Source organism: Ferrovum myxofaciens (genome assembly GCF_000735045.1).
In the GTDB taxonomy this organism is placed as follows: Bacteria; Pseudomonadota; Gammaproteobacteria; order Burkholderiales; family Ferrovaceae; genus Ferrovum; species Ferrovum myxofaciens.
In genome coordinates, this window is the sequence record NZ_JPOQ01000035.1 from 18,210 (window position 1) to 40,296 (window position 22,087).

General features: G+C 54.0%; 11 protein-coding genes. 3 read left to right on the plus strand and 8 right to left on the minus strand.

The window, feature by feature from the left end; all coding sequences use genetic code 11:
• Nucleotides 1–24 precede the first annotated feature (24 nt).
• A complete protein-coding gene (gene uvrB, locus IV91_RS0106455) occupies nucleotides 25–2,049 on the plus strand; it encodes an excinuclease ABC subunit UvrB (protein WP_197456297.1) in 2,025 nt (674 codons plus the stop codon).
• Here uvrB and IV91_RS0106460 read toward each other — a convergent pair.
• The 7 genes from IV91_RS0106460 to IV91_RS0106490 form a co-directional block, all read right to left on the minus strand.
• Nucleotides 2,046–3,461 (minus strand): FAD-binding oxidoreductase, encoded by a 1,416-nt coding sequence (locus tag IV91_RS0106460; RefSeq protein ID WP_035417327.1) that lies wholly within the window; start codon nucleotides 3,459–3,461, stop codon nucleotides 2,046–2,048. The genes uvrB and IV91_RS0106460 overlap by 4 nt on opposite strands.
• 2 nt (nucleotides 3,462–3,463) lie before the next feature.
• Entirely contained in the window at nucleotides 3,464–5,509 is a 2,046-nt protein-coding gene (locus IV91_RS0106465) for an NAD(+) synthase (protein WP_031596971.1), read from the minus strand.
• A gap of 4 nt (nucleotides 5,510–5,513) precedes the next feature.
• Nucleotides 5,514–6,974 (minus strand): efflux transporter outer membrane subunit, encoded by a 1,461-nt coding sequence (locus IV91_RS0106470; RefSeq protein WP_051862209.1) that lies wholly within the window; start codon nucleotides 6,972–6,974, stop codon nucleotides 5,514–5,516.
• The gene (locus tag IV91_RS0106475; protein WP_031596974.1) at nucleotides 6,971–10,096 is read right to left on the minus strand and encodes a multidrug efflux RND transporter permease subunit; all 3,126 of its coding nucleotides are present in this window, start codon (nucleotides 10,094–10,096) and stop codon (nucleotides 6,971–6,973) included. The genes IV91_RS0106470 and IV91_RS0106475 overlap by 4 nt, the downstream gene beginning before the upstream one ends.
• Nucleotides 10,093–13,185, minus strand: a complete 3,093-nt coding sequence (locus IV91_RS0106480; protein WP_051862210.1) for an efflux RND transporter permease subunit — start codon at nucleotides 13,183–13,185, stop codon at nucleotides 10,093–10,095. Before IV91_RS0106480 ends, IV91_RS0106475 begins: the two co-directional genes overlap by 4 nt.
• The gene (locus tag IV91_RS0106485) at nucleotides 13,182–14,381 is read right to left on the minus strand and encodes an MdtA/MuxA family multidrug efflux RND transporter periplasmic adaptor subunit (RefSeq protein ID WP_051862211.1); all 1,200 of its coding nucleotides are present in this window, start codon (nucleotides 14,379–14,381) and stop codon (nucleotides 13,182–13,184) included. The genes IV91_RS0106480 and IV91_RS0106485 overlap by 4 nt, the downstream gene beginning before the upstream one ends.
• Before the next feature lie 77 nt (nucleotides 14,382–14,458).
• Nucleotides 14,459–15,265: an ABC transporter ATP-binding protein gene (locus IV91_RS0106490; RefSeq protein ID WP_031596978.1), complete on the minus strand. Its 807-nt coding sequence runs from the start codon at nucleotides 15,263–15,265 to the stop codon at nucleotides 14,459–14,461.
• Nucleotides 15,266–15,418: 153 nt separating this feature from the next.
• Here IV91_RS0106490 and IV91_RS0106495 point away from each other — a divergent pair, with 153 nt between their 5' ends.
• Nucleotides 15,419–19,570 carry a DEAD/DEAH box helicase gene (locus IV91_RS0106495; RefSeq protein WP_051862213.1) on the plus strand — a complete coding sequence of 1,384 codons (4,152 nt, stop codon included), beginning with the start codon at nucleotides 15,419–15,421 and terminating at the stop codon, nucleotides 19,568–19,570.
• Here IV91_RS0106495 and ettA read toward each other — a convergent pair.
• Nucleotides 19,549–21,216, minus strand: a complete 1,668-nt coding sequence (gene ettA, locus IV91_RS0106500) for an energy-dependent translational throttle protein EttA (protein WP_031596982.1) — start codon at nucleotides 21,214–21,216, stop codon at nucleotides 19,549–19,551. The genes IV91_RS0106495 and ettA overlap by 22 nt on opposite strands.
• A 134-nt stretch (nucleotides 21,217–21,350) precedes the next feature.
• On the opposite strand from ettA, the gene IV91_RS0106505 reads away from it, so the two are divergent.
• Nucleotides 21,351–21,980 carry an outer membrane lipoprotein gene (locus tag IV91_RS0106505; protein ID WP_051862215.1) on the plus strand — a complete coding sequence of 210 codons (630 nt, stop codon included), beginning with the start codon at nucleotides 21,351–21,353 and terminating at the stop codon, nucleotides 21,978–21,980.
• The last annotated feature ends 107 nt before the right edge of the window (nucleotides 21,981–22,087 follow it).

Below are 22,087 nucleotides of genomic sequence, written 5' to 3' on the forward strand. Positions count from 1 at the left end.
CTCCATGCCCTTGTCTTTCAGGAAATGCCAGTGCTTGTTACTTTTGAAAACAGCCCCTTTCGTCTGGTTCAGCCCTTTGCCCCGGCCGGTGATCAACCCAAGGCCATTGCGCAACTCACCGAAGGAGTGAATCTCGGTTTGCAATATCAAACCTTGCTGGGGGTAACCGGATCAGGCAAGACTTATACCATGGCTCAGGTCATCGCCCGTTTGGGACGTCCCGCTCTGGTTCTGGCCCATAACAAAACCCTGGCCGCCCAACTCTATGCAGAATTTCGCGAGTTTTTCCCTGAAAATGCGGTGGAATACTTCGTTTCTTATTACGACTATTATCAACCGGAAGCCTATGTCCCAGCCCGGGATCTTTACATCGAGAAAGATTCCAGCATCAACGAAGCCATTGAACAAATGCGCCTGTCTGCGACCAAGTCCCTGCTGGAGCGACCCGATTGCATCATTGTGGCCTCTGTATCTTCCATTTATGGCATTGGTGATCTGGCCGATTACCACAAGATGGTTTTACACCTGAAGGAAGGGGAAAAAATTGATCAGCGTGCCATTGTGGGGCGCCTCGCCGTCATGCAGTACACGCGCAATGAAGTGGAATTCAAGCGTGGGGGGTTTCGGGTGCGGGGGGACGTCATTGATGTGTACCCTGCAGAACATAGCGAATCAGCCTTACGCATCACGCTCTTTGACGACGAAGTGGAACGACTGACCCTGTTTGATCCGCTTACAGGGCGTTTGCAGAAACGCCTGGGGCGTTTTACCGTGTTTCCCTCCAGCCATTATGTGACTCCCCGTGACACTGTGGTGCGGGCCATTGAAACCATCAAGATCGAATTACAGGAACGGATCGAATTTTATGCCCGGGAACAACGCTTGGTGGAATTGCAACGTATCGAGCAGCGCACCCGCTTTGATTTGGAGTTGTTGCACACCCTTGGTTTCTGCAAAGGTATCGAAAACTACTCACGGCACCTGTCAAAACGTCCGGCAGGTTCACCTCCCCCCACCTTGATCGAATATCTCCCTTCCCATGCCTTGCTCTTCATTGATGAATCCCATGCCACCCTGCCGCAGGTCGGGGGAATGTATAAAGGAGATCGGGCCCGCAAGGAAAATCTGGTCAATTATGGTTTTCGTCTGCCCTCTGCCTTGGATAACCGGCCCTTGAGATTTGATGAATTCGAGGGACTCATGCCCCAGTCCATCTTTGTGTCGGCCACGCCGGGGGCCTATGAGCAGAAACATGCAGGGCAAGTGGTCGAGCAAATCATTCGCCCCACCGGCCTGGTAGACCCGCCCGTGGAAGTTCGTCCTGCCCTGTCTCAAGTGGATGACTTGCTGGGAGAAATTCGCATCTCTGCGGCGCGCCAACAGCGCGTTCTGGTCACCACCCTGACCAAACGCATGGCGGAAACCCTGACTGAATTTCTGCATGAGCAGGGCATCCGCGTTCGCTATCTGCATTCGGACATCGACACGGTGGAACGGGTGGAGATCATCCGCGATCTGCGCCAGGGGAAATTTGATGTACTGGTGGGGATCAACCTGTTACGCGAAGGACTGGATATTCCGGAAGTAGCTCTGGTGGCCATTCTGGATGCAGACAAGGAAGGTTTTTTGCGCTCGGAGCGTTCCCTGATTCAGACCATTGGACGGGCTGCCCGACATCTTGAAGGACGCGCCATCCTTTATGCCGATCGGACCACGGATTCCATGCGGCGGGCCATGGATGAAATGGCGCGCCGTCGTACCTTGCAGGAAGCGCACAATCAGGCACAGGGCATCATTCCCCGCGGCGTGGTCAAACCCATTGTGGATATTCTCGAAGGTATCTATGCACAGGTTGAGGTGTCACCTCCCCTGAAAGTGGCAGAACCGGAAAAAGGCAGCGAAGCTCTGACGGAAAAACAGCGTCAGGCCTTGCTTCAGCGTCTGGAAAAAGAGATGCACAGCGCTGCCGGTCAACTGGAATTTGAAAAGGCGGCGGCTCTGCGCGACCAGATCAAGAAACTACAGATGTTATGGTTGGCGCTGGGTTAGGCCAGAATTTTTCCGGGATTGAGCAGTCCCTGAGGGTCCAGAAGCATTTTGAGTTTTTTCATCAGATCGAGGGCCACGGGGTCTTTGTAATGAACCAACTCCTGTACTTTCAACTGACCAATTCCATGTTCTGCGCTGATACTTCCGTTTAGAGCGCTGACCACGTCGTGCACGATCCGGTTGACAGCAGGCGTTTGAGGAACCAGGGTACGATTACGTTCGGGATTCGCAAAGGACAGGTTGTAATGCAAGTTGCCATCTCCCACATGACCAAAACACACCACTCGAATGCCCGGAAAGGCAGTTTCAAGATTTTTTCCTGCGAGTTCGATGAATTCAGGGATCCGGCTGACGGGGACACTGATGTCGTGTTTGATACTGATTCCTTCCCGTTTCTGCGCCTCGGAGATCTGTTCCCGCAAGGCCCAAAGGGCCTGGGCTTCAGTCAAACTCTGTGCCAGTACAGCATTGTCCAACAGACGTTCTTCCAGTGCCAGGACCAAGGCCTTTTCCAGTAACCCCTGCAGGGGAGCCTGGGCATCAAATTCTTCCAATTCCACCAGAACCGACCAAGCGGGGAGGGGATCGAGGGGGGCCTGGAATTGAGGAAGATGGTGCAAAACCAGGGACAAGGCGGAATGGGAAACCAGTTCGAAAGCCGAGATCCGGTCTCCACATTGAGCCCGCAGAAAGCGCAATAGGCGTACGGCCAGCGTGGGTGAGGGTACGGATAGCCAGGCCGTCACCCGCTGACGGGGAAGGGGATAGAGGCGCAGGACAGCGCGCGTAATGATCCCCAGGGTTCCTTCCGCCCCGATAAAACATTGTTTTAGATCGTATCCGGTATTGTCCTTGCGTAGTCCCTTCAATCCATTCCAGCAGCGCCCATCCGCCAATACCACTTCCAAGCCGAGAACCTGGGCACGCATATTGCCGTAACGCAGAACCGCCGTTCCCCCTGCGTTGGTAGAAATCACTCCCCCGATTTGGGCGCTTCCTTCAGAGGCCAGACTGAGAGGAAAGAGAAAACCCGACGCCTCGGCATGTTTTTGTACTTGGGCGAGGATCGCACCGGCCTCACAGACTAAAGTTGCATTTTCCGCATCCAGTTCGAGAATTCGATTCATGCGGGACAAACTGAGAATGATTTCCGGATGGCCCGAGCGCGGCGTGGCCGCACCACACTGGCTAGTATTTCCTCCTTGCGGAACGAGGGGGACCCCTGCTTTGGCACAGGCTTTGATTACTTCCATGACCTGCGCCGTGGAGGTTGGTTGAACTACCCAGGGAGCCGTCCCCCGATAGCGTCCACGCCAATCCGTATTATGGGCGGCGACTACCTGAGGATCGGTCAAGAGCCCCGATTCCCCCAACAAAGCATGCAAGTCCGCATAAAGTGCAAAATGATCCAAACTCAGTCTTCCTTCTGAGATAGGGGAGGGGAGTTTGTGGGCAGGGTCCGGACTTCCTCCTCCCACACGGTAGCGGATGCATCGCTGGGTGCGCGCCAATCTCCGCGCGGCGAGAGCGATCCACCTGAACCCACTTTGGGACCGTTGGCCAGACAGGAACGTTTAAATTGGCTACCCTGAAAGAAGCGGGTGACGAAGATGCCCAACCAATGACGGATTTCAGTAAAGGTATAGGTGTCGGACCCCTGGCCCCAAGTACACCAAGCCATGTAAGCCAGTCGGTGGGGAGGGAAACCGAAACGCAGCGTATAGTACAGAAAAAAATCCTGCAGTTCGTAGGGACCCACGGTACTCTCGCTGCTCTGTATCTGTCCCCTCTGGGCCGGAATCAGTTCGGGCGAGATTTCCAGAGCCAATACTTCCTCCAGCAAGGGTCCCAGGGCCGGGGTCAGTAAGGAGCGCTCCTGAGCCCAGCGCAATAAATGCTGAATCAGGGTCTTTGGGACGCTGGCATTGACATGGTAATGCGCCATGTGGTCTCCCACTCCGTAGGTAGACCAACCCAGCGCCAATTCACTCAAGTCACTGGTACCTACTACCAATCCCCCGTGGTGATTGGCCAAACGGAAGAGATGGCTGGTCCGTTCGCCCGCTTGCACATTTTCGAAGGTGATATCATAAAGCGCTTCTCCTCGCGCATAGGGATGGTCGAGGTCTTTCAACATCTGCAGGCAACTGGGTCGAATGTCGATTTCCTCAGCCGTAACCTCCAATACATTCATGAGATGGTGGGCCAACGCCAGGGAGGTTGATCCGGTGGCAAAGCCAGGCAGGGTATAAGCCCGCAAACACTGACGCGACAGCCCCAGTTGATCCAACACGGCACAACATACCAGCAGGGCGTGGGTCGAGTCCAGTCCCCCGGAAACGCCCAATACCAAGGTTTTCAAACCCGTAGCCCGCAAACGGGTGGCCAAGCCTTGGACCTGGATATTAAAAACTTCGGCACACCGTTCGTCCCGTTGATCAGAGGCACCGGGAACATAAGGAAAACGGGTTGGAACAGGTTGCACCCTGGGGCAGGGGCGGGGGTCTTTCAGCGGAGCCATGCGCACGGTATCGAAAGTTTCGAGTTCCCTCTGATGATGGAAACAGGCCTGGGCAAAGGTATTCTGGCGCATGCGTTCCTGATGCAGACGCAACAGATCCAGGTCGGCAGTGATCAACTGATCCGTGGGGGTATAGCGGGTACTTTCGGCCAAAATATTCCCGTAATCCACGATCAAACCATGACCATCCCAAGCCAGATCGGTGGTGGATTCACCACACCCCGCTGCACTGTACAGGTAAGCGCTCAAACAGCGGGCAGATTGGTTGGTCACCAGTTGACGCCGGTAGTCCGCCTTGCCTACCGTGGCATTGGAAGCCGAAGCATTGAGCAAGACCGTGGCACCAGCCAGTGCTGCCAAACTGGAGGGGGGGATGGGAACCCACAAGTCCTCACAAATTTCTACCGCCAGCGTTGCCAGGGGTTGTTCTTCCCACTGAAAAAGCAGACGCGGACCAAAGGGGATAGGCGGATGAGACCTCCATTCCAGCCATTCCGTACGAAACGAGAGCGCGGGCGTGAACTGACGGGCCTCATAAAACTCTCGGTAATTCGGCAAATAGGATTTGGGGACGATGCCGTGAATCGTCCCGCCTCCGATCAATGCCGCACAATTGAACAGATGACTGCGGTGCCGCAAGGGGAACCCCACCAGTGCGAAGACCGGCAGTTCCCTGCTGGCCTGGCGCACCTGTTCCAGCCCGTGGAGTGCGGATTTGAGCAAGGCCTCCTGATGAAACAAGTCGTCACAGGAATAGCCGGTCAGGCCCAATTCCGGAAACACCACGATCCGTGCCCCCTGCTCTACGGCCTTGGACATGAGCGCCACGGTCCGCTGTGCATTGTCCAGAGGTCGTGCCAGAGCCACAATGGGGACGGCTACGGCGACCCGCAGATAGTCCTGAGCATGGAGATCAAAAAAAGGGGAAGTCGTACTCATCCCCTCAGTGTACCCCATCCTGTTGGGTTTGTTGAACTGGGGGTTCACCCCCATCCCAGCCCCCTCCGAGGGCTGCTATGAGTTGGGCGGCCGCCACGAAGGCTCTTCCGCGCAAGGTGACTTCGCTGACTTGCCCGGTGAGCAAGGCAGTTTGAGTGATAACGACATTGAGATAATCCACGGTCCCCGAGCGGTATTGCTGGTCCGTCAGAACGACAGTGCGCGCAGCTGCCTTGACCGCACGTTGTTGCACCACGATTTCCCGGGTCAGGATTTCCTCTGCCGCCAGATTGTCTTCGACATTCTGGAAAGCCGTCAGGACGACCTGGCGGTAGTTGGCCACGGTCTGATCAAAACCGGCACGGGCCTGATCCAGATTGGCCAGACGCAATCCGGCATCGTACAGAGGCTGAAAGAGTTGAGAACCGATAGACCAGTTTTGATTGGGCAGAGCAAAAAGATTACTGTAAGCAGCGTTTTGGTATCCATAATTTCCTGACAAGGTCAGATTGGGATAAAAAGCGGCCTGAGCCACTCCAATATTGGCACTGGCAGAAGCGGCCTGACGTTCGGCCACGGCAATGTCTGGACGTCGCTCCAGAAGAACCGATGGAATGGTCAAGGGAGGCTTGGGATACCCTTCGCCAAGGGGAAGCGGAGGAAGTCTGAACTGTGAAGGCACTTTTCCTATCAACACGGCAATGGCATGTTCCATCTGACTGCGTTGAACCTCCACGTCGATGAGTTGAGCCCTGGCCGTTTCCAACTGGTTTTCGGCAAGAAGAATATCCGTATCCGCAGCCACTCCGAATTTTTTACGGTTGATGGTCAGATCCAGGGATTTCTTATAAGCCTTGACCGCCTCCATCAGGAGGGCCGATTCGGCATCATCGGTGCGTAGTTGATAATAGTCCACCGCCAACAGACTTTGCAAACTCAGCAACGTAGCGGCCACCTGGTTGGCATCGGCCTGCGCCGAGGCCTGGTTGGCCTCGATGCTCCGTCGCACCGATCCCCACAGATCCGGCACCCAGTTGGCTTGCAGGGCCGCCATGTCATTGTTGTAAATCAGGCCATTGCCCAGAACCACCCCATTGGCCGAAGCCCGGTTACGGGATTCGGCTGCGAACAGGCCCAGCGTGGGGAACAACCCGGCTTGAGTACTGCGCACCAATGCCTGGGATTGGCGCCAGGCTGCTTCTTGCTGGGCCACCGTCTGATTGGCCTGGGCCACCTGGATCTCCAATTGATCCAGAGTGGTGTCCTGAAACAGGGTCCACCAGCGCGCAGGAATGGGTGTCCCCTGCGTAGAGGCGACTTTCCAGCCCACCGGCACCCGAAAACTATTGGCCGTGGGTGAGGTGGGTTTGACGTAATCGGGTCCCACTTCACATCCCGACAATGCCAGAACCAGAAGTGAAACCAAGGAAGACAGCGACCAGGACCATCGATACGGATTTTTCATACATCACTCGCGATGGAATTGGCCGGAATGATGCGTTTCCAGGTGAAACGCTTTCCCCAGCGCTGACGAAAACGATCCAGATATAGGTAGACCACGGGGGTGGTATACAGGGTCAGTAATTGACTCAATGCCAGTCCGCCCAGAATGGCAATACCCAGAGGTCGACGTAATTCTCCGCCACTTCCCCAGTCCAGGGCAAGGGGCAAAGCTCCGAACATGGCAGCCAAAGTGGTCATTAAAATGGGACGAAATCGTTTGACACAGGCCTTCAGAATAGCTTCTTCCGGAGACAGTCCTTCGCTCCGTTCAGCCTGCAGGGCAAAGTCGATCATTAAAATGGCATTTTTCTTGACGATTCCAATCAACAGGATGATCCCGATCAGAGTCATCAAATTGAACTCCTGCCCCGTGATCAGCAGGGCCACGACAACTCCGACCCCCGCAGAAGGAAGGGTGGAAAGAATGGTCAGGGGGTGAATCAAACTTTCGTAGAGAATACCCAATACGATGTAAACCACCACCAATGCCCCCAAGATCAGCAGGGGTTCACTGGACAGAGAGTCCTTGAAGACTTTGGCGGTGCCTTCGAAAGAACCTTGAATGGAAGGAGGAACGCCCAGTTGTTTGAAAGTACGATGGATGGCATCCGTGGCTTGTCCCAGGGAAACTCCGGGAGGAAGATTGAAGGTAATGGTGGTGGCAGGAAATTGTCCCTGGTGGTTGACGGTCAGGGAATCATTGCCCGGACGAATCTTGACCACGGCAGCCAATGGCACCATGTCGCCATGAGTTCCATAAATATAGGTTTGTTCGAGCATGGAAGGAGATTGCCAATAAGGGGGGGCGGCTTCCATTACCACACGGTATTGGTTGAGTGGATTAAAGATGGTTGAAATGATGCGCTGCCCATACAGGTCATTGAGGACCTGATCCAGCGAGCGTGGATCAACACCCAGACGTGCCGCGGTATCCCGATCGATCTCGAGCCAGGATTCCAGACCCAGTTCCTGCTGGTCACTGTTGACATCAGCCAATTCGGGTAATTTGGCCAATGCGATGCGGATACGTCGTGACCATGTCCGCAATTCTTCCAGATGATTTCCCTGAAGGGTGTACTGATATTGGGCATTACCCACGCGACCACCAAAGCGCAGGTCCTGGATGGGTTGAAAGTAAAGGCTGGCCCCGGTCACCGCTTTAAACCGAGTGCGCAGACGGGCAATGACTTCATCCGAGGTGGCATGGCGTTCTCCTTCCGGCTTCAGAACCACGAAAACGTTACCGGCATTGCGCGCTTCGCCGCCGGTAAAACCAATGACATCCTGGGCATCCGGATCACTATTGCAGATCCGGATGAAGTGTGTCATTTTGTCGCGCATGGCCTGAAAGGAAATATTCTGATCGGCCTGAACCCGACCGATCAGGCGCCCCGTATCCTGTTGCGGCATGAACCCCTTGGGCACGATGGAAAAGAGATAAAAATTCAGACCGATGGTTAAGAACAGCAAAAACAGAACCAGACGCTTATGGTGAAGTGCGGTATCCAGAGTGCGTTGGTACCCATTTTCGAGTCGTTCGAACAACCGGACTCCCCAGTGTAATCGACGCTGCCAGGCTGAGGAGGGAATTCGATGCTGCGGATCTACGGGACGTAACCAACGTCCGCACAGCATAGGCGTGGTAGTCAGGGATACCACCAGGGAAACCAGCACAGCCGCGGATAAAACCACGGCAAATTCGCGAAACATGCGTCCCACCATACCCCCCATCAGGAGCAGGGGGATGAATACGGCCACCAGGGAAACACTCATGGACACAACGGTAAAAGCCACTTCCCTGGCGCCGATCAGAGCGGCCTGCAGAGGAGGAAGCCCGCGTTCGATATGGCGAGTGATATTCTCCAGCATGACGATGGCGTCATCCACCACAAACCCCGTGGCGACCGTCAGGGCCATGAGGGAAAGATTGTCGAGACTGTAGTGCCCTAGATAGAGGATACCAAAGGTCCCGATCAGGGAAACCGGAATGGCAATACTGGGTATGAGCGCCGCACGTACCTCCCCCAGAAACAGGAATACCACCAAAATCACCAGTACCGTGGCAATCACCAGAGAACGTTCCACGTCATGCAACGAGGCACGAATGGAGGGTGTGCGGTCCATAACCACCTTGAGATCGATGGAAGTCGGGATGGAGGCTTGCAGGCGTGGCAGAATGGCACGAATACGATCCACCGTTTCGATGATGTTGGCACTGGGTTGACGACTGACGATAAGCAGGATGGCCCGTTGCCCGTTGGCCAGTCCGAGCGTGCGCAGATCCTGTACGCTGTCCTCCACTTCGGCAATGTCCTGTAAACGGATAGGATTTCCATGGCGGTAGGCCAGAACGAGGGGACGATATTCTTTGGCTGTCTTCGCCTGATCGTTGTCATCGACTTGCCACCGATTCTCGGTATTTTCTATTATCCCTTTAGGAATATTGACATTATTGTTTGATATTGCGGTTCTGATATTCTCCACGGAGAGGCCATAACTTTGCAAGGCAGGCGCATTTAGTTCAACGCGTACCGCTGGCAGGGAACCGCCACCCACCAGAACCTGCCCAACTCCGTCGACTTGAGACAAACGTTGGGCGACAATGGTGGAGGCCGCATCATAGATCTCTCCGGGGGGCTTGGTCGGCGAGGTCATGGTCATGACCAGGATCGGGGCATCTGCCGGATTGATCTTGCGATAAACCGGATTGAAGGGCAGAGCAGGGGGTAACAAGCTGCGCGCCGCATCCAGGGCAGCCATGACGTCGCGGGCCGCCCCGTTGATATCCCGGTCGAGGTCGAAGAGCAAACTAAGGGAGGCCATCCCGGTGGCACTGGAGGAAGTCATTTCCGTTAACCCGGCGATTCGTCCTACCGTTCGTTCCAGGGGAGTGACCATGATGGCGGCCATGGTTTCTGGACTGGCACCGGGCAGCGCTACCTGAACGTTGATGGCCGGGAAGTCGATTTGCGGCAAAGGAGCAATGGGCATGAGGGTAAAGCCTACCCATCCCGCCAGGGTGATGGCTGCCGTCAACAGGGTTGTCGCAATGGGGCGAGCAATGAACACTCCGGTCAGGTTCATGCCTGCCGGCCCGTTAGTACGCGCAAACGTCCCACCAGTCGTTCCATAGCCAGATAGATCACCGGGGTGGTAAAGAGAGTCAGTAACTGACTGACCAAAAGCCCGCCTACCAAAGTCAAACCCAGGGGTTGTCGCAACTCGGCTCCGATTCCTGAACCGAAGAGGAAGGGGAAAGCCGCAAAAAACGCCGACAAGGTGGTCATCAAGATGGGACGGAAACGCAACAGACAAGCTTCCCGGATGGCCTGTTCCGGAGATAGCCCTTGGTGCCGTTGGGCTTCCAGAGCAAAGTCGATCATCATGATGGCATTCTTCTTGACGATACCGATCAGGAGTACGATGCCGATCACGCCCAGAATATCAAGATCATGGCCCGTCAAAAACAGGGCCAGCAATGCGCCCACGGCTGCCGAAGGAAGGGTGGACAGGATGGTGATGGGATGTATATAACTTTCATAAAGGACCCCCAACACGATGTACATGGTCACCACTGCTGCCAGCAGGAGTAGCAGCGTGGAAGAGAGCGACTTCTGGTAGGCACGGGCAGCGCCCTGAAATTGGAGTTCCATACTCTGAGGCAAGTTCAACTTGTTGACCGCTTGGTCGATAGCTTCCACGGCTTGCCCAAGGGATTGATGGGGGGCCAGATTGAAGGAGAGGGTGGCCGCAGGGAATTGTCCCAGATGATGGATCGATAAAGGACCGGTTGTTTCCCGGATATGGGCCAATTGATCCAGAGGAACCTGTGCACCGTTGGCACCGGGGACATAGAACAGGTGCAACTGATTGGGGGTTTGACTGAATTGCGGCCCGCTTTCGAGAATTACGCGGTACTGGTTGGATTGAGTAAAAATGGTCGACACGATTCGTTGGGAAAACGCATCGTAGAGCAGGTTATCCAATGCGGCGACAGAAACCCCCAAGCGTAGAGCGTTGTCCCGGTCGATGTCCAGAAAGATCCGTTTTCCTTGATCTTGCTGGTCGCTGGCGACATTACGAAGCGACGGAATATGGCGCATTTTTTCAAGAAGAAGGGGAACCCAACGCTGGATCTCGGCTATTTTTGGACTTTCCAGTGTCAATTGATATTGGGTTCGACTCAGGGTATCTTCCAGCGTCATGTCCTGAACGGGCTGGAAATAGACTTCCAGAGCACTATGGCTTTGGACCATGGTTTCGTGCAGGCGGCGCATGATTGCCTGGATGGACTTTTCCTCTCCCCGTTGGGCAAAAGGTTTGAGATTGATCATCATACGGCCCGAATTGATCGTGGTATTTGATCCATCCACTCCGATGAAGGAAGACAGGCTTTCCACAGCGGGATCCTTCAGAATTTTTTGTGCCAATGAAAACTGTTCCCGACGCATGGCGCCAAAGGAAATAGTTTGAGGACCCTGAGTAATGGCCTGCAGGATACCCGTGTCTTGAATAGGAAAAAATCCTTTGGGAAGATAAAGGTAGAGGGCTGCGGTGAGAATCAGGGTGAGTAAGGCCGTGAACAATACCAGTCCCTGATGATGCAGGGCGATGTCCAGCCAACGCGCGTAGGACTGGATCAGGCGGTCAAGAAATTGTTTCCAATGAAGGCGCCACCCTGTTTCCGGTGCTTCCTTGCCTCCGAGCATATGGGCACAGAGCATGGGCGTGAGTGTCAGGGAGACAAACGCCGAAATCAGGATGGTGACGGCCAGGGTGATGGCAAACTCCCGGAACAGCCGCCCGATGACATCCGACATGAACAGCAGCGGGATGAGTACGGCGATCAGGGAGAAGGTCAGGGAAAGGATGGTAAAACCGATCTGACGAGATCCGGTAAAGGCAGCCGTGCGGGCATCTTCACCCATTTCTCGATAACGGCTGATATTTTCAATCATGACAATGGCATCATCCACGACAAATCCGGTGGCAATGGTCAGGGACATCAGCGTGAGATTATTGATACTGAAATTGGCCAGGTACATGACGCCCAGAGTACCGATCAGAGAAACTGGCACGGCAAAGGCAGGGATCAGGGTAGCCGGCAAACTGCGCAGAAACAGAAAAATCACCATGACCACCAGGGCAATGGCCAACATCAACTCAAACTGAATCTCGTGGACGGAAGCGCGAATGGTGGTGGTGCGGTCAGACAATAATTCAACTTTGACACTTTCAGGCAAGGAATTCTGTAACTTGGGGAGAAGTGCCTTGATCCGATCGGATACCTGAATAACATTGGCTCCGGGTTGGCGTTGAATGTTAACGATGATGGCCGGTGTATCATTTTTCCAGGCAGCCAGATGTACATCTTCGGCGTCATCCACGACTTCGGCCACATCTCCAATCCGGACCGGTGCGCCGTTCAGATAGGTGATGACGACTTGACGATAGGACGCGGCATCATGCAATTGGTCATTGGCATCCACCGTCACCGAGTGGTTGGGGCCATCGAAACTCCCCTTGGGGAGGTCCACATTGTTGTTGATGATCGCAATGCGCAAATCTTCGAATCCAAGGCGGCGCAAGGCCAGGGCCGTGGGATTGCCCCGAATTCGCACGGCCGGACGTAATCCCCCTCCCATACTGACCATGCCCACACCTGAAACTTGAGAAAGTTTGCCCACCAGGCGCGTCTCGACCCAATCCTGAAGATGCGGCAAGGTCATATGCGGGGAGGTCACCGCCAAGGTCAAAATAGGCGCATCGGCAGGATTGACCTTGTTATACAGGGGTGGCATGGGCAGGTCTGTGGGCAGAAAGGTACCGGCAGCGTTAATCGCTTCCTGAACTTGTTGCTCCGCCACATCGATGGACTGGGACAATGAAAACTGGAGGGTAATGACGGAGGCGCCTCCGGAACTGGTGGAGGCCATTTGGGTCAAGCCCGCCATTTGTCCGAACTGACGTTCCAAAGGGGCAGTTACGGTTCCGGCCATCACTTCGGGCCCTGCCCCAGGATAAAGTGTCGTGACCTCGATGGTGGGATAATCCACTTCGGGTAACGCAGACAAGGGAAGTTGACGCCAGGCAATCAATCCCAACAGCAGGATCGCCACCATCACAAGGGAAGTGGCGATCGGACGATCGATAAAAGGGCTGGAAAAATTCACTGGGAAACGGCAGGAATGGAAGACGCGCGTTGAGCGAGGGTGACGGTCATTCCTGAACGCAAGTTATCGACCCCTTCGGTCACGACCCGTTCTCCCGGACGAACGCCACTCAGTATGGCAATTTCATCTCCATTGGCTGGACCGGCTTTGACCTTGCGAAGAGATACCTTCATGTTATTGTCTACCACGAACACGAAGGGACCTTGATCCCCCTGTTGTACCCCGGCCACCGGAATGACGGTAACCTGAGGCAAGACCGCCACGCGGACCCTGGCGTTGACGAACTCGTTGGGAAAGAGTACGTCATGATGATTGACGAACAGGGCACGCAATTTGACCATTCCCGTGGTGATGTCAACCTGATTGTCCAGGGTTTGCAACTCGCCCGTGGCCAATAAATGCTGGTTGGAACGATCCCAAGCCTCTACCTTGAGGGGAGCCAGGGGACTGTTCATCCCCTGTTGAATGTCGCTCAGATAATCTTGAGGAAGGGGGAAAATCACGGTAATCGGATCCAGTTGGGTCAACACCACCAAACCCATGTTGCCAGCGGCCAGGATCATGTTGCCCTGATCCACCAGTCGAATGCCGAGACGCCCGTTCACAGGGGCTGTGATATGGCAATAAATCAATTGGAGTTTGGCGTTGTCCACCTGAGATTGATCCGAGGTGACCGTACCCTCGTATTGGTGCACCAGCGCTTGCTGTGTGACCAATATCTGATCCGGAATGGCGCCCGTTTTGATCAGTTCCTCGTATCGTTTGAGATCGATTCGCGCATTCTCCAGCAAGGCCTGATCATGGATCAGTTGACCCTGGGCCTGAGCCAACTGGACTTGATAGGGGCGGGGATCGATTTCAACGATGGGATCCCCTTGGTGAACCCGGTCTCCCTCCTTGAAATAAACCTTCATCAACTCGCCATCCACGCGACTTTTCAGAGTGACGGTATACACGGGCGTGACCGTTCCCAGTCCGGTCAGCCAGACCGGAAAGTCGGCCTGATGGGCAGTAGCCAGTGAAACGGGGGTGGGCGCAGGTTGCCTGAGGGTTTTCGGGTCATGAGCATTCTGGCGAAAGTGACGGAACAGGCCTAACATCAGTAAGAAAACGACGATGCCGATCAGCCATAACCATTTCTTTCCTTTGGCGAATTTAGGTGGCAAAGAAGGGGGAGGGGCAGCAACAGTGGCCATCGTGGTCGGAATCTCAATTGTAAAGTGAAGCGTGACGAAAAGAAGGACGCAATGTCACCCGATAACGAGAAGGGAGATCAAAACAATGACGGTCGAAAATCCTGTTCCAGCGGAGGCGCGGGCCATTGAAAAGGCACGGGGCCATCGGCCTCGGCATGGATGAACTGATAGGCATAAGCATCTTGAGTATTCTGACTGAGTGAAGAAGGCGTACCCTGACTGACAACGACGCCCTCTGAAAGTAAAAATATATCATCCACCACCTTCAGAGACTCGCTGACGTCGTAAGTGACCACGATCGATGTGATTCCGGTACTGTCATTTAGTTCCCGAATCAAGCGGGCCACGGCGTTGAGGGAAATGGGATCCAGACCGGCAAAGGGTTCGTCATAGATGGCCAGGGTGGGATCCAGTGCCACGGCACGGGCCAGGCAAACCCGCCGAACCATTCCTCCCGAGAGTTCGGCCGGCATGAGATCCCGGGCGCCGCGCAGTCCCACGGCTTGTAATTTCATGAGGACCAGATCCCGAATTTGACGGGGTGCAAGGCGAGTATGTTCCCGTAGGGGAAAAGCAATGTTTTCAAATACGGACAGGTCACTGAATAGCCCCCCCATCTGAAACATCATCCCCAGTTCACGGCGCATGGTGTAAAGTTCCCGGTCAGACATCTCGTGCACCACCTGCCCGCGATAGCGCACGGCTCCCCGCTGTGGACGCAGTTGCCCTCCCACAAGGCGCAGAAGAGTGGACTTGCCCGAACCACTGGTGCCTAGAATGGCAGAAATTTTCCCCTCCTGAATTGAGAAACTGATTCCTTTCAGGAGGGGTCTTGCACCATAACTGAAGTGCAGGTCTTCGATTTCAATCAAGGCTTGGGACATCTATCACTCCAAAAAAACCTTACCATGCTACCCTTCGTTCATTCTTCTCGCAACCTTCCCGGAGGATACTTGGCACCAGATTGAATTTCATCATAGAATTGCAAGAATGAGTTACAGGATCATGACACGCTGGCCTCCTTCAGGATTTCTCATTTGAACTCGACTTCCTCTGCCTCTGCCCCTTTTTTGGACGCCCCGATTCTGGAGGTTTCTGATCCCGCGCGCTGTTTATTGCGTTTGGTTTCTCTATCCTATCTCTCTCTGACCAGAAACCAGATCCATACCCTCTGGGAAGTATTTTGCCAGCGCAGCGATTTACCGGTCTCGGATACTACTCCCTTGATCGAATATCTCCTGGAAAAAAATGAACTGATCCTGAATCAGGGTAGATTAGCCTGTGTTCCGACGCTGAGCGAAGTCATCCTCCGCATGCCGGAAGATGAAACTCAAATCCTCTTGGCGCTGGATACAGTGCGCCAGGTCTTCAAGATTGCCGATTACCGCTTTGGTTATTTTGTGCGCCAGTTCAACGAAGGGGTACGAGATTTACGCTTGGCATTGTACGCCCGTCGATTTGAGGATTTCTCCAAGTTGGCTCAAACGCTGCAAAGTTACTTTGCCTCTGAATGGCGCTTGCGCAATCCCTATCTGACTCTATTTGACGCACCTTTTTCGGCTCAGCAATTCGATTCTTTGCCCCATGAAATTGCTCTCACCATTGCCGCCACCATTCTTGCATTGAGAACCAATCGTCTGGAACCCTGCAAAGGCCCCCTTACCTGGTTACGAGAACAGGCGCGTCTGGCTCCCGAAGAACAACGGCAATGGTTTGCCAGTGTACTCTGCGAACCCATGATTTTGCGTGGACACCTGGAGGAATCACTGACTTTGGTGCGGGGACGCCCTTTTCCCCTGGCGCACTGCATCGAAGGATTGGTTCTGGTTTTGCGAGGACAAACCGAGCCTGCCATTCCACTGTTCGAAAAAGTATTGAAAGATTGCCGGAAACCTCAGGATCTGCGCAAACAGGGCATGAGTGGACTGGGAGGAATTGCCTATGTAGTTTCCCTGATTTCCAGCGGTGATCCAAAAGCATTGGAACGAGCCTCCCAGCATATTGCCCTGGTGATTCGCAATGGAACCGGTATGAGTTCCATTTATGCCTGTCTGGGTCAGGTCGCCCACGCAACTCAGTCTGTTCAGGCAACGCTTGGAGAGGATCGCGCGGAAATTGGCGAGAAGGAGTCTCTGGCGCAATTGTTCCGGGCCTTGGCCTGTTGGTGGGTGGATGGGGATGGAGAACGGATCGACACGATACGTTTGACTGAACTGGCACGCCGTGCAGAATCCCACGGATACCGATGGATTGCGGCGGAAGCCTGGGAACTTCTGGAGCGCATGCAAATGGGAAGTCCTGCGCTCCATGCTACCCATCTGCACCAGGAAATGGGCTCTCTTACTCTGGTTTCCGCCATTCGTCGTCAACCTCTGTGGGAGCGGGCACTAGGTGCGCTGGAGCGACTGGGGGAAGAGTTGGGCGAAACGTTCATACCGGTCCGTCAACAGCGCTTTTACTGGACGCTCCATCGCCATCCCGATACAGGCAATCTTCTCCTTGAAGCGCGGGAACAGAAACGTCAGATCCATGGATCATGGGGAGCCAGCAAAGCCATTACCTTTCAGCGACTCATTAACATCACCCAGGAATTAGAAAGCGTCACAGAGCAGGATAAAACCGTGATTGCGTATCTGAGAAATACACTGGTGGATCAAAAGCCCCACGACAAACGTTTTTTTGTTCCGCAGGCTCTGCGCTTGCTGATGGGACACCCCTTGATATTTTGGGGACATGACCTCCAAAAAACCGTTGAACTTGTGGCAGGGCGTTTCGTTTTGATCAGCGGACGTGACCGTCACCATTGGCATCTACAGTTGGAACCACAGATTCCCATGGGTGAAGATTTGTGGATCGAACAAGAGTCTTCCCACCGTTTGCGTCTTTATGGACTGAGCGATGAAGAAATCCGTCTACGTGATATTTTAGGGGAAATTGGGCAACAGATCCCTCTTCCTCAGGAGGAACGGGTCGTTGCCTTGCTCAAGACCCTGACTCCCCGTTTTCTTGTACATGGGGTTCCTCCCGTCCCGGCCAATCTATCACTGACAGAGGCTTCTCCGTGCTTTTATGCACTCCTGTCTCCTCATCCCGAAGGGATTCGTCTTGCTTTGGTGGTTTACCCTCTGGGAGAGGCCCGGGAATCCTTTATTCCTGGAGCAGGGCATACTATTTGTATCGAGGGTGAAAGTGATGCCATGCTGCACGGTGTGAAGCGCGCGCTGGAACTGGAAAGAACTCGCGCCCAACAGATCTTCGAAGCCTGTCTTCCCTGGTTGGTCCCTGCCGACCTTCCCTTTACAGGAACCAGTCGCCACCCTGCCGCTGCCTGTGAAATCCTGACATTGCTCAAGGCCATGGGGGAGTCCACCGTGTACCTGCGTTGGCCGGCAGGAGAAAGTTTACGTATCCGTGGAGAAGCCCAACTTCCTCAAATGGCGCTTCAGATCAATTCTCAGGGAGATTGGCTCAAGGTTTCTGGAGGCGTGCGTGTGGATGCCCATACCGTATTGGAACTCAAAACCCTCATGGCAGCGGCAAAACATGCGGATTGTCGTTTCGTGGCTTTGTCGGATGGGCAATTCATTGCTTTGAGTGAAGGATTGCTGAATCGAATTCGGGGACTGGCCAGTCTGGCCCAGGAAGAAGCAGGAGAACTTCAAATTCATGCACTTTCAGCGCCCCATCTATCTGAACTGATCGAGCAGGAAAATTCCGCAATCACCGATCAGCGTTGGATTGATTTACTGTCGCGACATGAATCCCTGAGTCAATGGGAACCCCAGATCCCCCCCACGCTTCAAGCAGAATTGCGGGATTATCAACGGTCAGGGTTTGCCTGGATGGTACGCCACGCCGAAGTTGGGGCAGGGGCCTGCTTGGCAGATGACATGGGGTTGGGCAAAACACTTCAAACATTGGCCTTGCTTCTTTACCGAGCCCCTCTGGGTGCGGCTTTGGTGGTTGCGCCCACCTCAGTCTGCGGCAACTGGGTACAGGAAGCCCAACGTTTTTCTCCCACGCTGAACCTTCAGTGGCTCTGCGTAGGTGGAAAAAACCAACTGGCGGACTTGGGCCCGAATTCCCTGGTCATTCTGAGTTACACCCTGTTTCAGCAAGAAACGGAGATGATTGGAAGCCATCATTGGGCCACTTGCGTGCTGGATGAAGCCCAGGCCATCAAGAATCCAGGCACCAAGCGCTCACAGGCGGCCATGAAGATTCATGCGGATTTTCGTTTGTTGACCACGGGAACTCCCATCGAAAACCACCTCGGAGAATTATGGAATCTGTTTCGTTTCATCAATCCCGGCCTGTTGGGGTCCCTGGATACGTTTACGGAAAAGTTTTCCTACCCCATCGAACGCCATGGGGATGTGGAAGCACGGGAACAATTGCGCCGCCTGATTCAACCTTTCATCCTGAGGCGTACCAAGTCTCAGGTGTTGACTGAATTACCACAACGTACGGAAGTCACGCTACAACTGGAGGCCACCCCAGAGGAACAGGCCATGTACGAAGCAGTCCGTCTCGAAGCACTGGAGAACACAACCTTGCCGGGTGACGAACAGCCCAATCGAATCAAGGTATTAGCAGGAATTATGAAGTTGCGTCGGGCCTGTTGCCATGGTGCTCTAATTCTCCCTGCCCGACCCTGGATTTCCACCAAGATTACCGCACTCATGGAAATTCTGGAAGAGTTGAAGGAAAGTGGGCACCGGGCTCTGGTCTTCAGTCAGTTCGTGGATTATCTAACCCTGATTCGACAATCCCTAGAAGAACATCATATTACCTATCAGTATCTGGATGGATCCACTCCCTCCGCTGAACGATCCAAACGTGTCAGATCCTTTCAGGAAGGAACGGATGATATCTTTCTCATCAGTCTCAAGGCCGGTGGGGTAGGGCTCAACCTCACCGCAGCGGATTATGTCATTCATATGGATCCCTGGTGGAATCCTGCGGTAGAGGATCAGGCTTCGGACCGCGCCCATCGCATGGGGCAGACTCGCCCCGTGACGGTTTATCGATTGATCATCAAGGATTCCATCGAAGAAAAGATCGTCGCACTGCATGAACGTAAACGCAACCTCGCAGATAGTCTGCTGGAGGGCGCTGGAGAAACCAGCACCCTCAGCACCGAGGAATTGATCGGTCTCCTGCAGGATCAACCGTGCAAGGGTTTATAGCGCAAGCGACGGGGCCGTGCCCCATCTTCCCCCAGACGTTTCTTTTTATCCGCTTCGTATTCCTGATAGTTGCCGGTAAAGAAGGTTACTTGCGAATCTCCCTCAAAGGCCAGGATATGGGTGGCAATTCGATCCAGAAACCAGCGATCATGGGAGATGACCAACACGGCTCCGGCAAATTCCAGCAGGGCATCTTCCAGGGCACGCAGGGTTTCCACATCGAGATCGTTGGAAGGTTCGTCCAGAAGCAGCACATTCCCCCCACGAATCAGGGTCTTAGCCAGGTGCAGGCGACCCCGTTCCCCTCCCGACAGATTCCCTACAATCTTTTGCTGATCCGCTCCCTTGAAATTGAAACGTCCAATATAAGCACGAGACGGAGTTTCATACTTGCCCACAGTGAGCAGATCTGAACCTCCGGAAATGAATTCCCAGACGGTTTTGTCACTGTCCAGAGTTTCCCGTGACTGATCCACATAGGAAAGATTGACAGTAGAACCCAATTTGATCGTACCGGAGTCCGGGGTTTCCTGACCGACGATCATGCGGAAGAATGTGGATTTGCCGGCTCCATTGGGACCAATGATGCCAACGATGGCACCGGGCGGAATGGTCAGACTGATGTTATCCAGAAGCAGACGGTCACCAAAGGATTTCGTGACTCCATCAAGTTCTATGACGGAATCTCCCAAACGTTCACCCACAGGAATAAAAATTTCCTGGGTCTCGTTACGCTTCTGATACTCCTGCGAATTCAGTTCTTCGAAGCGGGCCAGGCGGGCCTTGGATTTGGCCTGACGACCCTTGGGGTTCTGACGAACCCATTCCAGTTCCTTGTGAATTGCTTTCTGACGGGCAGATTCCTGAGACTCTTCCTGCTTCAGACGGTCTTCTTTCTGACTAAGCCATGAACTGTAGTTACCCTTCCAGGGAATACCGTGGCCACGATCCAGTTCCAAAATCCACTCGGCGGCATTGTCCAGAAAATACCGATCGTGGGTCACTGCCACCACGGTTCCTGGAAAACGCTGCAAAAACTGTTCCAGCCAATCGACGCTTTCTGCATCCAGATGGTTCGTGGGTTCATCCAGCAACAGCATGTCAGGTTTGGAGATCAGTAACTGACACAGAGCCACACGACGTTTTTCCCCGCCAGACAGGTTGCCAATCAGGGCATCCCAGGGAGGAAGGCGCAGAGCATCGGCAGCAATGTCCATTTGTAACTCTGTACTATGCCCATCAGTTGCGCTAAGAATGGCTTCAAGACGAGCCTGCTCGGTAGCCAAATGATCGAAATCCGCGTCAGGCTCAGCATAAGCCGCATAGACAGCCTCCAGAGCTGCACGCGCTTCGATGATCGAACCCAGACCCTGTTCCACCGCCTGACGGACGGTGAGTTCGGGATCCAGTTGGGGTTCCTGGGGGAGATAACCGATTTTAAGCCCTGGTTGGGGCGTAGCCTCACCTTCGATATCCCGATCGATACCCGCCATGATTCTGAGAATTGTGGACTTTCCTGAACCATTCAGTCCAAGCACCCCGATTTTTGCCCCCGGAAAAAAACTCAGAGAGATATCCTTGAGAATCTGCCGTTTTGGTGGGACAATCTTTCCCACTCGGTTCATGCTATAGACATACTGAGCCATGGATTTAAGGTACCCTTCAGAAAAGACTGACAGATTACCATAGACGGGATGTGCGGAACCATTTCTCGCGGTTAAACTCCATACTGGCAAGTTACAATGATGAATGTACAAATTCGCAAGAGAGATCACTCAACATGACGCACAAAAAATATTTGACGCTCGCCCTTTGTTCCTTGACCTTGGCGCTGTCCTCTGGTTGTTCATCCCCCGGTTTGGGGGGCAGCGACTACACCAGCACAGAAGTGCGCGGGGAACAATCGGTTCGTCTGGGAACGGTGGAAAGCGTGCACAAGGTTCGCATCCAAAGCAATGATCCCGGCATTCTGGGTGCTTTGGGCGGTGGTGTGGCCGGAGCTGCGCTGGGAAGTACCGTTGGGGCGGGGAATGGCAATGCGGCAGCAACAATTTTAGGTGCACTGGCCGCCGGTGCAGCGGGCAATGCGGCTCAAAATGCCTTATCCACCGAAAACGGAGTGGAAATTACGATTCGACTAGACAGTGGTTATGTTATTGCCGTCACTCAAGGGGCTGATGAAGTTTTTCATGTGGGTGATCGAGTTCAGGTATTGGGAGGAGGAGGGGCCACCCGGGTGACCAAATTGGACCCCAATGCCAATCTGGGGCCTGCCGGAAAAAATTTGTCGACTCCCAGCGGTATGACACCAAGCAATGGACAACAGATCCATTATTATTGTCCAGACAGCAACGCTTATTATCCCGCTGTCCCCAATTGCAAGTCTCCCTGGATGAAAGTGGTGCGCTGATTATCAATGTTCTTTAGAGACGGATCTTCTTGGCCCCATCCCTGGATGGGGCTTCGTTACTCCGCTTAATTTAACATAATATACATTATACGCAATGTTTGTTTATG